The organism is Lujinxingia vulgaris, assembly GCF_007997005.1.
GTDB lineage: Bacteria > Myxococcota_A > Bradymonadia > Bradymonadales > Bradymonadaceae > Lujinxingia.
Window position 1 is genome coordinate 28229 of sequence record NZ_VOSL01000139.1, and the last position, 13049, is coordinate 41277.

Genomic DNA, 13049 nt, shown 5'->3' on the forward strand with positions numbered 1-13049 from the left:
CGGTGAATGGCTCAGGCGCCAACGTCGATCGCCAAATGCGGTCGCGCGAGATCGACGTCGCGTACATCGTACAGAGCAAAAACTTCCGTTGGTGTTGTGCAAGGGGCCTAACCTAATCCGAGGCCTCTCACACTGTCAAACTCGGCTCGGCGCTCTCGGCGGGCCCCACCCGGAGCGCCCATGTTCGCACCTGATCCCACACTCATCAATGAGGACATCGCGCCGACGCCCCCCGAGGGTCGCACCTGGTCGGTGCTCAACATGGCCGCCCTCTGGATCGGCATGGTCGTCTGCGTGCCCACCTACATGCTCGCCGGCGGACTGGTGCAGAACGGCATGAACTGGTGGCAGGCCGTGCTCACCGTCTCGCTGGGGAACCTCATCGTGCTGGTCCCGATGCTCCTCAACGGTCACCCGGGCACCAAATACGGCATCCCCTTCCCGGTGCTCTCGCGCGCGAGTTTTGGCATCTACGGGGCCAACATCGCCGCGGTGATGCGCGGGCTTGTGGCCTGCGGGTGGTTCGGTATTCAGACCTGGATCGGAGGCGCCGCCGTCTACCAGTTGCTCGACGTGGTCTTCGGCTGGGGCGGCGGTGAGGCGCTGCCGGTGCTGGGGATCAACGGGCTGCAGTTTGCGTGTTTTATGGCCTTCTGGCTTCTGCAGGTCATTGTGATCTGGCGCGGCATTGAGTCGATCCGCGTGCTCGAGACCTGGGCTGCTCCCTTTCTGGTGGTGATGGGGCTCATGCTGCTCGGCTGGGCCTATGTCAAAGCCGAAGGGTTTGGCCCCATGCTCTCCGCCCCCTCGCAGTTTGGCCCGGGCCAGCCGAAAGAGGGGCAGTTCTTTTCGGTCTTCTTTCCCTCGTTGACCGCGATGGTGGGATTCTGGGCGACGCTCTCGCTGAACATCCCCGACTTTACCCGCTACGCCAGGTCGCAGCGCGATCAGATGCTGGGTCAGGCCATCGGCCTCCCGACGTTTATGACCCTCTTCTCGTTTATCGGCGTGGCCGTCACCTCGGCCACCGTGGTGATTTACGGGGAGGCGATCTTCGATCCGACCGTGCTTCTGGGCCGCATGGGAGGTGGACTTTCGATTGTCGTCGCGCTGATTGCCCTGACGCTGGCCACCCTCTCGACCAACATCGCCGCCAACGTGGTCAGCCCGGCCAACGCCGTGATCAACCTGCGCCCCCAGCGCTTCTCCTTTCGCCTGGGCGGCATGGTGACCGCCGGGCTGGGCATGGCGATTTTTCCCTGGAAGCTCCTGGAGAGCGCCGGAAACTACGTCTTTGTGTGGCTGGTGGGCTACTCGGCGTTGCTCGGTGCCATCGGCGGGGTGATCATCATCGACTACTTCGTGGTGCGCAAAACCGAGCTCGACATCAACGCGCTCTACCAGCCCCGGGGTGCCTACTGGTATCGCGGCGGCTACAACCCGGCGGCGATGATCGCGCTGGCCTGCGGCATCCTGCCCTGCGTCCCAGGCTTTCTGGGCACCGCTGGCATCATCGAGGCCTCGGCCGTGCCGGCGATCTTCATGACGCTCTACACCTACGCCTGGTTTGTGAGCTTCGGGCTGGCCAGCGCGATCTACCTGCTCCTGATGCGACGCGGGTCTGCAGCGCCGAGTTGAGGCACGACGCGCGTTCGGCAGGACTAACTTCGCGCGTCCGCTCGTTGAGGCTGACATTGAGGCAACCCTCAGAACGACTCGCCACGCGATCGACCGCACGATGTATGGAGTTTTCATGAGCACGCATACCCTGCCGAACCCACTGCCCGCCCCTAACATCTCTGACGCGACACGCGAGCGCATCTTCTCGCCACTGCGCTTTCGGGGCGGGCGCCAGGCGCAGAACCGCCTGTGGCTCGCACCGCTGACCAACCAGTCCAGCCACGACGACGGCTCCCTCTCCGACGATGAGCTGGGCTTTCTCGAAGCTCGCGCCGCCGGCGGCTTCTCCGTCATCGAATCCTGTGCCACCCACGTCGCGCTCGACGGCCAGGGGTGGCCCGGGGAGTTTGGCATCTTTGACGACCGCCTCATCGGGGATTGGAAGCGCGTGGCCGATGCGGTGCATGCCCACGACGCGCTGCTCATCCCCCAGATCTTCCACGCCGGCGAGCGCGCCAACACCGAGGCCTCCGGCCAGCAGGCCTGGTCGGCCAGCGCGCACGCCGAGCGCGACGTGCGCGCCGCCACCGAAGAGGACATCGCCCGGGTGATCGACGACTTCGCTCAGGCCACCCGCCGCGCCTTCGAGGCCGGCGCCGACGGCGTGGAGCTTCACGGCGCTCACGGCTACCTGCTCTGTCAGTTTTTGAGCCACACCCGAAACGCGCGCACCGACCGCTGGGGCGGCTCGCTGCAGGGGCGCTCACGACTGATCCGCGAGGTAATGCAGGCCTGCCGCGCTCAAGTTCCCGATGACTTCATCATCGGTGTGCGCCTCTCGCCGGAAGACTTCGGTTCGACCATCGGCATCGATATCGACGAGTCGATCCAGACCGCCCGCTGGCTCGTCGACGACGGCGCACAATTTATTCACATCTCGCTCTGGGACGTCTTTCAGCCCTCCAAAAAGTACCCCGACACCCACCCCCTCACCCTCTTTCGCGAAGCGCTTCCCGGTGACATCCCGCTGATCACCGCCGGCCATATCTGGAGCCTGGACGACGCGCTGGTCACACTGGAGCGCGGCGCCGATGCCATCGCTCTGGGCCGCTCGGCCATCGCCAACCCGGACTGGCCGCGCCAGGCGCGCCAGCCAGACTTTGAGCCGCGCCGCCCGCCGCTAAGCCCTGAAGAGCTGCGTGATCGCGCCCTGGGCCCGGTCTTTGTCAACTACATGCGCAACTGGAAAGGCTTCGTGAGCTGACACGACTCGCTTGATATTACATCGGGATGTGACTTCTTCGTGACGGTGTTCAATTTGCCCGGCAGGTCGTTTGATTAACCCTGTTGTTCACCCGAAGGAGTACTGCATGAAGCGTCGTATGATGTTGCTGATCACCTGCTTTGCCCTGACGTCGACCCTGGCATGTTCCTCCTCGTCTTCAACCCCTGATGAGGAGCCCACGGAAGCTCCGGCCGCCGAGCAGTCGAAGTCGACCGAGTACACCGAGGCTATGGCGCACGAGCACCATGACGACGCCCCGACGGCCTCGGATCCCAACCGCCCTCGCCACGTCGAGGGCGTTGAGGCCACCGAGATCGCCTACCATCAGGGACTCGATGGCCCGGTGGAGGGCTACCTGGCCACCCCCGAAGATCTGGAGCCCATCTCCGGGGTGGTCATCGTGCATGAGTGGTGGGGACTCAACGACAACATCCGCGCGATGGCCGAGCAGCTCGCCAGTGAGGGCTACGCGGTGCTCGCCGTCGATCTTTATAACGGGCAGGCCGCACAGACCCCCGATGAGGCCAAAGCCTTGATGGAGAGCGCCAGCGCCAATCAGGATGCGCTGATCGCCAATATGACCAGCGCCGTCGACTTCCTTCGCGACGAGCTCAACATCACCTCCATCGCCACCCTTGGGTGGTGCTTCGGTGGCGGCCAGGCATTCAACGCGGCGGCCGCCCTGGGCGACCAGGTCGACGCGGCGGTCGTCTACTACGGCTGGGTTCCTACCGAGGCCAACATGGTGGCGCCGATTGAGGCCCCGGTGCTGGGCATCTTCGCCGAAGAAGACGGCGGCATCCCCATGGAGCTTGTGCGCGGCTTTGAGTCTGCGATGGACGAGGCCGACCGTGAGCTCGACCTCCACGTCTTCCCCGGCGTCGACCACGCCTTCGCCAACCCCTCGGGCAACAACTACGACGCTGAGAGCGCCGAGAAAGCCTGGGAGCTGACCCTGGCCTTTCTCAACGAACATCTGAGCAACTGATCTCATCGCTAGCACTCCGGCGCGCAACACACGCTGCGCGCCGGCAGCACATCATCGCAGAGGCTTGAGGGGCCGGGGTTGTCATCGTCGGGGGCGCCGCGCATACTCCGCAGCAGAATCCCTCCCCGTAACCTCATGCCTTCGATGTGACCATGAACCGACTCAAGATCCTGATCTGCCTGCTTCTTCTCTCGATGTTCGCCTGCGAGAAGGAGACCCGCGAGACCGAAACCTCGCAAAACGCCACGGCCACCGAGGAGAGCCCCCTGGACAACGCCCCGCCCTCCGAAGGTGCAGCGGAAGAGCTCGCCGCCGAAACACCGGCCTGGGCCGAGCTGCAGATCCACGGCGCGATGCAACGCGTCAACCTGGACAAAGACCTCAGCGCCACGGTCAAGGTCGCCGAGGCGCTTTCGACGATGAACCACGGCGTCGGCGCCGTAGGCGGCCTGCTCGGTGAGATCACCGTGTTGGACGAGAACATCTACGTGGCCCGCTCCGGCGGCGACGAGGTCGGCTTTGACCACTACACAAACGCCGAGGATATCGGTGATCTCGACGCCACGCTGCTCTTCGGCGCGCAGGTCGACGCCTGGCAAGAGCTGGAGTTGAGCGAAGGCACCGACCGCGACGCGCTGGTCAACGCGCTGGAGACCTGGCGCAACGAGAACGCCCCGGGCCAGCCGGTCCCCTTCCGCGTGATGGATCCGGCGGCCAACGTCAACTGGCACGTCGTCGACGCGACCCGCTTCCCCGAGGGCGGCGCCGCCAACTGCGAAGAGCGCAAAGAGCTCAGCCATCAGTTCGAGCACAGCGGCGTGGAGGTGACCGTCGTGGGCATCTACACCACCGAGCACACCGGGGTGATCGTCGACCATACCACCCCGATGCACGCCCACGTGGTGCTCGCTGCAGGCCCCGGCGGGCACCTGGACACCTTCACCCTCTCCGAGGGCGCACGCCTGATGGTCCCGGCGACGCCCTGATACGCTCGAAGTAGCACGACGAGGCGCCACCGGTCATGATGTGCCGAGGCGCGGCAACCTTGTCGCCGCGCCTCTTTTTTGTGTCACTTAACGACATGGAGATCACGCATGATGATGAAGCATCTCGGCCGTCTCGTTTCACTCGCCACGCTCACCATCCTGCTTTCGGCACGTCCGGCCGCCGCCCAGCAGCAAAACCCCTTTGAAGCAGGCGATTTTTCAGAGCGCGATCGACTTGATTCGGCCTTTCGCACTGGCCGGTGGAACGTGGGCATCGAAGCGAGCTTTGCGCGCACCAGCGCCTCCAACGAGCTCCCCTCAGGCCGCGTGGCGAGCGACGCGACGCTCTTTCTTCGCGCCGATGGCTCGGTAGGAGTGATGGTGGTGAAACGGCTGGAAGTCGGCGCCAACATTGGTCTGCTCGTCCGTCGCCTCAACCGCGACGACGAAGCCGCCGCGACCGAGACAGCGATGACCATCCAGCCGATGGCACGCTACCACCTCCCGATGACCGATCGTTTCTCCACCCACGTGCAGGTCTCGCTGGGCCCCTATTTCGGGGGCAGCACCCGCGACATCACCGTGATTGAGGGCGACCAACAACGTCGCGCCGAAGAACGCACGCGCACCCTGGGGCTGATCACCTCCACCGGGCTCGGTGTCGGCTACCGCGTCAGCGAAGGGCTGCAGGTACGCTTCGGCGTCGACATGACCTGGCTCTGGGGGCGCGAGCGCCTCTCAACCCGCGACGACTCCCTGCGGGTGACCACCACGCATGTGGGCACCAGCGCCGGGCTCCGCTACTTCTTCTGACGCCCGCTTCTTCAGACGCCCGTTTCGCCTCAGGCGATCTTCGGCAAGGGCCCCTCGATCACCCGCATGATGACTCGGCGATCGCGCACTAGCTTGCCGGGTTGCCTCGGCTGACGCCCCTGGTTTTATCGCGCCGGCAGGGGCTTTATTCGCCGTGCTCACTTTCATACTCGGCTTCGGCATCGCGGCGCGCTTTCTTAAAGAGCTTGCGCGCCTGCTCGGTGCTCACCCCGTCGATAAAATACGCTGCCGAGGCTCGCCCTACCCCTCGGGTGCCGGCGAACGCCACCGCCGCCGAGACCGCGCTGCCAAAACCTGGGAGCACCTTGACCAGGCCGCGAGCGACCTCGCGAAAGGCCATCGCTGCGCCCACATTGGCTCCCAGCGCGCCGAGGAACTCCCCCGCGGTGCGAAGCTCCAGGCGGCGCCCGGCCACATACCCGATGCCCACCACCAGGCTGACCTGCAGCGAGGTGATCGGCCCGATATCCGCCAGGGGAAGCGGCGTGAGCGCGACCCCGGCGGTGATCCCGGAGACCACCGTGGTCAGACGATCCGCCATGCGGTGCTGCAACCCTCGAACCTGACTGAGCCGCACGAACTCCACCCGGGCCTGCTCGGGCAGCTCATCGAGTAAAAAATCAAGTAACTCCTCAACCCGCCAGCGCTCATCGGCACGGCGCGTGCCGTCGCGGCGCCAGGACTGGTAGGCCGAGACGCCATGCACCCCCACCAGCTGGTCGCGCAACGCGGCGCGACCGCGGATCTTCTGCGCCAGGTCCTGCTCCACACGCCTCACACGCGCGAGCTTCTCCTGAAGCTCTTCGGAGTCCTCCTCTTCCGGCTCGTGCAGACGGACGTTCTTGGGCTCCAGCTCATCGCAATGGGTGATCACGGCCACCAGGGGCACGCGGTAGCCGTAGAGCTCGCGCACCTGCTGACTGACCGTTTCGAGACCGTCGAGGTCACCATCGACCGCGGCGTCGACCTCCTTGGCCTTGATGAGAAAGAGCAGCGCGTCGGGCGCCTTCTCTTCGATCGCGCGTGCGATGCTCTGCTGAGCGCTCTCCTCGGCGCGGGCCTCGTCCGGCGCGCTGCCCTCCTGCAAGCCGCGGGTATCGAGCATCTCCAGGGTTCCCAGCGCCCCCTCATAGCCCCACCAGGTCCCCCGGGCGGTCGTGGCCTTCTCGTGGCCCACCTCGGCGACGGGCTCCCCGAAGATCGCGTTGACCAGCGACGACTTCCCCGCCCCCCGCCTGCCCACCAGCACAAAACGCGGCGGGCGCTGCTCCAGCAGAAGTTCACGCAGTTCCCCGAGGTGCTCGCGCAGCTTACGCGCCATAGGTTCGGGCACCTTCTCAAGCATCTCTTCGATGCGCACGACCTGCTCTTTGAGCTCTTCGCGCAACGTCATCTCAGCCTCCTTTGAAACCAACTTATCACCCTGCCAGCGCAGCGGTGCTTACATTCAGGGGCAGCCTCGAAATGCATCGCGTATGAGGCGAGGACCCTCTTGATTTCGGCCGCACCCGAGGATGTTATGGAAGTGAACATCGCCACAGTGCTCTTTATCGCCATCCCCGTGATCCTGCTGGCGCTGGGATTTGTCGCCGTGCTGACCAAAGAGAAGCACGAGCAGTCCGACGAGGATCCGCGGGAGGCGATCGATCCGGAGCTTCGCGACCTTCCCCCCTTTCACGACTGAGCGCTCAGAGGCGACGTCCGATCACCAGCCCAGCCTCAACGTGCGTGTCAAACGTTCGATCCCGCCAGTAGGTGTCGATGGCCCGGGCGATGTAACCGAGCACCGCTTCGCGCTCCGAGCCGCGAATCGCCCCCGACCAGTGCGGGAAAAACGTCTCCTGGATAAGCGGCGACTGAAGAAAATCGCCCCCGCTGCCAAAGGAGAGGTCCCATCGAACTCGCTCCACGACCAGATCGTGCAACCCGACACTGCGGGCGCTCCTTACCGCCGCCGCGGCGTCCACCAGGGTGCGTTCTTTCAGCTCGCCCAGACGCTCCAGCGCTTCATGCAACCCCTGGGCGCGCAGCGCCTCATCGAGAAGATCATAAAACGCCTCAAAACTCGTCGAGGTGGGGAGCGCCGCCATCACCTGCCCACCGCTCGCGGTGACACGCGCGAGCTCCCCGAGCCCCTCGTCGAGCTGGCGGCGGCTCACCAGCCCGTGCAGGCAGACCGACGCTTCAAAGACCTCATCGGCGTAGGAGAGCGCATTGACGCGTTGCTGCACAAAAAAGATGCGGCGCTGCTGCGCCTCACTGACCCGCTCGCGCGCGCAGTCCAGCATGGAGGCGTTGGAATCGAGCGCCATCACGCGCGTCTCTTCCGGAAGGTCTTCGATCCACTGCGTGACGACCGCGCCACAGCGCGACTCCGCCGAGAGGGCGGTCTTGCCCTCCACCCGGGGCAAAAGCTCGGCGCAGGCGTCGAGCAACGGCCGGGTCCAGAGACGCTCCACCCCCTCACGGTGAGCACGCACCACCGGGCTCTCCAGAGACTGACTCATAGCGCCTCGAAGTGGCGATAGCCGCCCTTTTCAAACGCCACGGGCTCTCCATCCGGCCCCAGCACCACCATGCCTTCATCCGGCGAACGCACCTCGCCGATGTCATGCACATCCCAGCTGTGGCGCCTGGCCATGTCCCAGATCTTGGGCATGCGCGCCGGCGGGATCGTCATGAGCAGCTCGTAATCGTCGCCGCCGGTGAGCATCATCGTGAGGATGTCGAGGTCGTACTCCTCCCGCAGCATCACAAGCTCGGGATGATGCGGCAGGCTGTAGGCTTCCAGGCGAGCGCCGACTTCGCTGGCTTTGAGGATATGCCCCAGATCCTGCACCAGGCCGTCACTCACGTCGATCATGGCCGAGGGCACGCCGTAGAGTCCCAGCAGGGCGCCGGCGCGCACCTGAGCCCCGGGGCGGCGGTGGGCCCTCAGCGCGCAGGCAAACTGACCGGACTCCACCTCGATATCCCCTCGAAGGATCGCGAGCCCGGCCGCCGCGAGGCCGGTCTGGCCAAGAAGCACGATACGATCCCCGGGCACCGCGCCCCGCCGAAGGACCGGGCCAGCCGGAGACGCCTCGCCCATCAGGGTCATCGTGAGGACGATAGGGCCGTGGGTCGAGCTCAAATCTCCGCCGCCCGCGGAGACCTCAAAGCTCTCCGGGACCAGCGCGCCGGCCGCATCTTTGATGCCCTCAAGCACGCCCTCCGGCCAGCGCGGGTCGAGGTCGGCGGGAAGCGCCATTGATAAAAAGAAGGCCCCGGGCCCGCCGCCCATTGCGGCGATGTCACTTAAGTTGCTCGCCAGCAACTTCCACCCGACGTCTTGAGGGCTGCTCCAGTCGCGCTCGAAGTGCACGCCCTCGACCATCGTATCCATCGTCACCAGGTCGAAACGTCCCGGATCGAGCACCGCGCCGTCGTCTCCGATCCCCACGGCGACCCCTTCCGGGGCACCAAAAAGCTCGGCGATGCGGGCGATGAGTTCAAATTCGGTGGTCATGGAGCGCGACCCGGGCTGCGTGCGAGGAGTGCGAAACGTTGCGCCAGACGAACATAAAGGCCGATGAGACAATGCTTAGCATTTATCCCAGAAGACCGCGGATAACAAAAGTAAAATCAGGCTGCACAGGGCCAGGGTGATGGTCATCAAGAGCCCGCGGAGCCGTCGCACGTCTTTGCCAAAGCTCTCAGCGCTGGCCGCGGCCTGGCTGGCGGCGATGGTCACACGCGCCTGCAGCGCGGTGGCCAGGCGGCGAAGCGCCTCGAGCGCGCGGGCATCATCGGGGTGTTCCACCAGATAAAAGCGCACCCGACGAATGCCGGCCTCGACCAGCCCCTCTTCGACCGCCAGCCTGGCGAAGCGTTGCATGGCCTGCGCGTCGCCGTCTTCGGCGCGGGCCCAGGCGGCGTTGAGACGAAGAAACGCGTCGTCTTTACCTGCAGGGGCTGCCTCCCAGGGGGCCTGACCCGGTTCGTAGCGATGGGCCTCAGCCAGGCTCAATCCGCAACGCTCGCAGTGATCCGCACCGTCGACCAGGTGCGCACACTTCGGGCATCGGGGCCCGGCACCGGGGACTGGTATCAACCGGGCCATCGCCGCCTCGACAACCCCCTCGGCGAGCGACGCACCGGGCGCCGCGGACGCTGAAGTCCTTGGGGCGCTCGCCGTGGTCGAAGCCCGCTCGGCGGCCGCGCGCGCGATGGGGCCCGGCGCCGACGAGGCGTCACCGTCGCGACTCTGCGCATCTTCCGCCAGGGGCTCGGCTGCGCTCCCAACCTTCAGCAGGTTGGCATGGCCGCAGCTTGCGCACACAAGCTCCATCCCTTCGGCGCCGGCGCGAACCTCGGCCGCCGGTCCCACCTCTTTGCACGCTTCGCAACGAATCTCCACGCTTACTCCCTGACAACGATACCCAGCACGTCCAGAAGACCGCCCACCTCAACCGGGGCCGGCGCAAAGGTCAAAACGAACATCAGCGCTCCGGCCCCGAGCATCCATGCCCGGACCAGCGGCAGCGGCTCGCCGCTCAACATCGGCGGGTGCCTGAGCCCCATCGCAGCGAGCAGCCCTGCAAAGAGCAACCATCCCGGGAAGAGCAGAAGTCCCATCGCCACCAGAAGCGCAAAGCCCGCGTAGCTGACCCACCGGGCACGCTCACCAAGCACCGCGTAGACCAGATGCCCCCCGTCGAGCTGTCCGATGGGCAAGAGGTTGAGCGAGGTCAGAAGGCAGCCCACCCACCCGGCCAGCGCCACGGGGTGAAGGGAGAGCTCATGGTCTGCGGGGATCGCGCCGTGATGCAGGGCGATCATCGCCTGCATCAACAGGCTATCGCCAAGACGCATCACCCCTTCGGCGTCGCCGGCGCTCAGCGGGGCGACCTCCGAGAGACCAACACCGATGGCAAGCACTCCCACCGTCACAACAAACCCGGCGACCGGCCCCCAGCCGGCGACCGCCATCAAATCGTTCGCGCTGACCCGGCTCCACTGAAGTCGAATGAAGGCCCCAAAGGTTCCGAAGAAGGGCACCATGCCCGCCCCGGGGATAGGGCCGATGCCCGGCAGCAGGTAGGGGCGACTGGCCGGAACGCCGCGGCGGCGCGCGCTGAGGTAATGTCCCATCTCATGCGCGCCCACAATCGCAAAGAGGCCCCCGGCGTATGCGGCGGCTACGCTCGCGCCCGCGGAGCCCCAGGCGCTCAGGTCGAAGGGGCTCAACCCCTGCGCGTAGAGACCGGCGCAAAACATGGTGATCAGGCTGAGCATCGCCAGCGCGAGCTGGTTGCGCATCGAGCCTCGCTCCCCAGCGCTCGCGTCCGTGGAGTGGGCCGCGGGGCTCAACGCCAAATCGCAGGGTGTGCTGTCGTGCTCGGCGGAGCTCTCAGAGCGCATCGTGTGTCTCCGAGCTGGAGGTGGTCAGGGGGATCCATCGTCCGTCTTCGGTCACCCGGAGCGCCAGCGGTACGCGCAGAGGTGCCCCACGACGATCGAAGCGCCAGCGGCCCGTGACCCCCTCAAACCCCTCGGACGAGCCTAGCACCGAGGCCGCACTGCCCCGACGCGACGACGCCAAAAACGAAACAAGATCATAGACTTCCGCCTCTACCGTGGTGGGAGCACGCACGAAACGAGCCTCAAACGCCAGCACAAACCCTTCGGCCGCCCCACCCTGCGCGATGCCCCCAAAGGTGTCGAAGAAGATGGCCCCGGCGAGCTCCTCGCCGGACTGCTGCAGCCGCTGCCCGCGCCAGCCGGCCAGCCCCAGAAGTTGGGTCTGCTGCAAGGCCTCCTCCCGGACGATGAAAGGAGCCTGCCGCGCGACCGCATCGTCGAAGTCCGCGAGGAGCAGCAGGTCGAGACCGTCCAGGCGCGGCGCTCCCACGCGCACCGTCCCCCAGCGGTCGGCGCGCCGCCCGGCAACCTCCCGACCTCGCTCCAGACGCACACGCGCCCCGAGCAGCGTCTCCACCACCGGGGTAAATTGCGTCTCCCCACTTCGATAGCGCGCAAGCCCCACCACCCGCGCGCCCTGCTCGGACCAGGTGCTGACAAATGCGCGCGCCGCCTCATCGCCGTACTCGCTCAGCGGCGCCATCACCCCGACCCGCGCCTTCGGCCAGCGCTCGTGGGCCCAGCGCGCCGCAAACGAGGCCTGCTCCCCCACGCTCAGCCGCGTGCGAAAGGCATAGGGCGATCTCGCTTCCACACCCTCCACGCTGCTCAAGAGGAGCGCGGGGACGCGCGCCTGAGCACTCACCGCTGCGACCAGCCCCGCGCGGCTCGCCCGCAGCGGCCCCACCATCCCCACGACGGCCTCGTTACTCAGCGCATCGCTCAACGCCCGGGCCAGCGCGTCGTTGGCCAGCTCGCTGTCGACGATGATCAGGTGTGCGCCGCTATCTTCGGCAGCCCACCTCATCACTTCGACAAGCTGCTCGCCCACACCGGCCAACTCCCCGGACTGCGGCAGCACCGCCACAACCTGAGCCTCGGTCGGAGCGCTGGCCTGCTGCGCATGGGCGACACCGCAGCACAACGCGATCAGCGTCACACTCCACAGCGCTGCGCCGGCCCTCTTAACGAAAGAGATCACGGACCTTCCCGAGTATCCCCTGGCGCAGCCCACCGCGACGCTCGCTCTCGGCGTCGGCCTGGGCCTCCGGCGAGATCACGCGCACGCGCACATACATGTCGCCCCGGGTCTCGCCCTGGCGCGAGGCAAACCCCTTGCCGCGCAACCTCAAGACACGCCCCTCCTGGGTGCCGGGAGGCAACTTCATGACCACCTCCCCCTCCAGCGTCGCCACATCGATCTTCGCGCCGAGCGAGGCCTGGGTGTAGGTCACCTCCAGGTCGCGATGCACATCGAGCCCGTCGCGCGTAAAGACCGGGTGCGGCCGAAGATGCACCTCCACCAGCAGGTCGCCCGGGCGCGCGCCCGGTTCGCCGGGCTCGCCTTTTCCTTCCCAGCGCAAGGTCTGCCCCTGGTCCACCCCCGCGGGCACGACCATCTCCAGAGTCTCAGCGCTCTGAATGGTGCCCTCGCCACCGCAGACGCGGCAGGGCGTCTCCACCACCCGTCCGCGCCCCTGGCAGCGTTTGCACTCGCGCATCAACGAGAAGAACCCCTGCTGGGAGCGCACCTGACCGCTGCCCTCACAGCTCTCACAGGTGCGCACGCGGGTGCCGGGCTCACCGCCTTTGCCCTCGCAGCGCGCACAGCTGCGACGCCGCGGCACCCGTACCGCGCGCCGACCTCCGGCGTGGGCCTCCTCCAGGCTCAGGTCCAGGCGCACGCGCACATCCGCGCCTCGCCGCGCCCGCG

Annotated in this window: 13 protein-coding genes; 6 read left to right on the top strand and 7 right to left on the bottom strand. The window is 66.5% G+C overall.

What is annotated here, in order from left to right; genetic code table 11:
• The first annotated feature begins 180 nt into the window (after positions 1 to 180).
• From FRC96_RS18825 to FRC96_RS18845, 5 genes are all read left to right on the top strand, one after another.
• Positions 181 to 1638: an NCS1 family nucleobase:cation symporter-1 gene (locus tag FRC96_RS18825; RefSeq protein ID WP_146976810.1), complete on the top strand. Its 1458-nt coding sequence runs from the start codon at positions 181 to 183 to the stop codon at positions 1636 to 1638.
• A 115-nt stretch (positions 1639 to 1753) separates the two neighbouring features.
• Positions 1754 to 2884, top strand: a complete 1131-nt coding sequence (locus FRC96_RS18830) for an NADH:flavin oxidoreductase (protein ID WP_146976812.1) — start codon at positions 1754 to 1756, stop codon at positions 2882 to 2884.
• Between the two features lie 106 nt (positions 2885 to 2990).
• A complete protein-coding gene (locus FRC96_RS18835) occupies positions 2991 to 3893 on the top strand; it encodes a dienelactone hydrolase family protein (protein ID WP_146976814.1) in 903 nt (300 codons plus the stop codon).
• Positions 3894 to 4045: 152 nt separating this feature from the next.
• Positions 4046 to 4879 carry an acetolactate decarboxylase gene (locus FRC96_RS18840; protein ID WP_146976816.1) on the top strand — a complete coding sequence of 278 codons (834 nt, stop codon included), beginning with the start codon at positions 4046 to 4048 and terminating at the stop codon, positions 4877 to 4879.
• Positions 4880 to 4987: 108 nt separating this feature from the next.
• Positions 4988 to 5692, top strand: coding sequence for a porin family protein (locus FRC96_RS18845; protein ID WP_146976818.1), 705 nt, complete (start codon positions 4988 to 4990; stop codon positions 5690 to 5692).
• 145 nt (positions 5693 to 5837) lie between these two features.
• Here the strand turns inward: FRC96_RS18845 and FRC96_RS18850 are convergent, their stop codons facing one another.
• Positions 5838 to 7106: a GTPase family protein gene (locus tag FRC96_RS18850; protein ID WP_146976820.1), complete on the bottom strand. Its 1269-nt coding sequence runs from the start codon at positions 7104 to 7106 to the stop codon at positions 5838 to 5840.
• Positions 7107 to 7232: 126 nt separating this feature from the next.
• Here FRC96_RS18850 and FRC96_RS22450 point away from each other — a divergent pair, with 126 nt between their 5' ends.
• Positions 7233 to 7397: a hypothetical protein gene (locus FRC96_RS22450; protein ID WP_230470448.1), complete on the top strand. Its 165-nt coding sequence runs from the start codon at positions 7233 to 7235 to the stop codon at positions 7395 to 7397.
• 4 nt (positions 7398 to 7401) lie between these two features.
• Here FRC96_RS22450 and FRC96_RS18855 read toward each other — a convergent pair whose 3' ends face one another.
• The 6 genes from FRC96_RS18855 to FRC96_RS18880 all read right to left on the bottom strand — a co-directional run.
• On the bottom strand, positions 7402 to 8220 hold the full coding sequence (locus FRC96_RS18855) for a methyltransferase domain-containing protein (RefSeq protein WP_146976822.1): 819 nt from the start codon (positions 8218 to 8220) through the stop codon (positions 7402 to 7404).
• Entirely contained in the window at positions 8217 to 9221 is a 1005-nt protein-coding gene (gene thiL / locus FRC96_RS18860) for a thiamine-phosphate kinase (protein ID WP_146976824.1), read from the bottom strand. Before thiL ends, FRC96_RS18855 begins: the two co-directional genes overlap by 4 nt.
• A 75-nt stretch (positions 9222 to 9296) precedes the next feature.
• A complete protein-coding gene (locus FRC96_RS18865) occupies positions 9297 to 10112 on the bottom strand; it encodes a hypothetical protein (RefSeq protein ID WP_146976825.1) in 816 nt (271 codons plus the stop codon).
• 2 nt (positions 10113 to 10114) lie between these two features.
• Complete coding sequence (locus FRC96_RS18870) at positions 10115 to 11014, bottom strand: site-2 protease family protein (protein ID WP_230470449.1); 900 nt, start codon at positions 11012 to 11014, stop codon at positions 10115 to 10117.
• Between the two features lie 91 nt (positions 11015 to 11105).
• Positions 11106 to 12317, bottom strand: a complete 1212-nt coding sequence (locus FRC96_RS18875; RefSeq protein ID WP_230470450.1) for an ABC transporter substrate-binding protein — start codon at positions 12315 to 12317, stop codon at positions 11106 to 11108.
• The coding region (locus tag FRC96_RS18880) for a DnaJ C-terminal domain-containing protein (protein WP_146976830.1) at positions 12301 to 13049 on the bottom strand (749 nt) is incomplete at its 5' end. The genes FRC96_RS18875 and FRC96_RS18880, both read right to left, overlap by 17 nt.

Excerpts from the sequence above, each read along its gene's own strand:
- FRC96_RS18825 (WP_146976810.1), top strand. The coding sequence starts at position 181 with ATGTTCGCACCTGATCCCACACTCATCAATGAGGACATCGCGCCGACG.
- FRC96_RS18830 (WP_146976812.1), top strand. The coding sequence starts at position 1,754 with ATGAGCACGCATACCCTGCCGAACCCACTGCCCGCCCCTAACATCTCT.
- FRC96_RS18835 (WP_146976814.1), top strand. The coding sequence starts at position 2,991 with ATGAAGCGTCGTATGATGTTGCTGATCACCTGCTTTGCCCTGACGTCG.
- FRC96_RS18840 (WP_146976816.1), top strand. The coding sequence starts at position 4,046 with ATGAACCGACTCAAGATCCTGATCTGCCTGCTTCTTCTCTCGATGTTC.
- FRC96_RS18845 (WP_146976818.1), top strand. The coding sequence starts at position 4,988 with ATGATGATGAAGCATCTCGGCCGTCTCGTTTCACTCGCCACGCTCACC.
- FRC96_RS18850 (WP_146976820.1), bottom strand. The coding sequence starts at position 7,106 with ATGACGTTGCGCGAAGAGCTCAAAGAGCAGGTCGTGCGCATCGAAGAG.
- FRC96_RS22450 (WP_230470448.1), top strand. The coding sequence starts at position 7,233 with ATGGAAGTGAACATCGCCACAGTGCTCTTTATCGCCATCCCCGTGATC.
- FRC96_RS18855 (WP_146976822.1), bottom strand. The coding sequence starts at position 8,220 with ATGAGTCAGTCTCTGGAGAGCCCGGTGGTGCGTGCTCACCGTGAGGGG.
- thiL (WP_146976824.1), bottom strand. The coding sequence starts at position 9,221 with ATGACCACCGAATTTGAACTCATCGCCCGCATCGCCGAGCTTTTTGGT.
- FRC96_RS18870 (WP_230470449.1), bottom strand. The coding sequence starts at position 11,014 with ATGCGCAACCAGCTCGCGCTGGCGATGCTCAGCCTGATCACCATGTTT.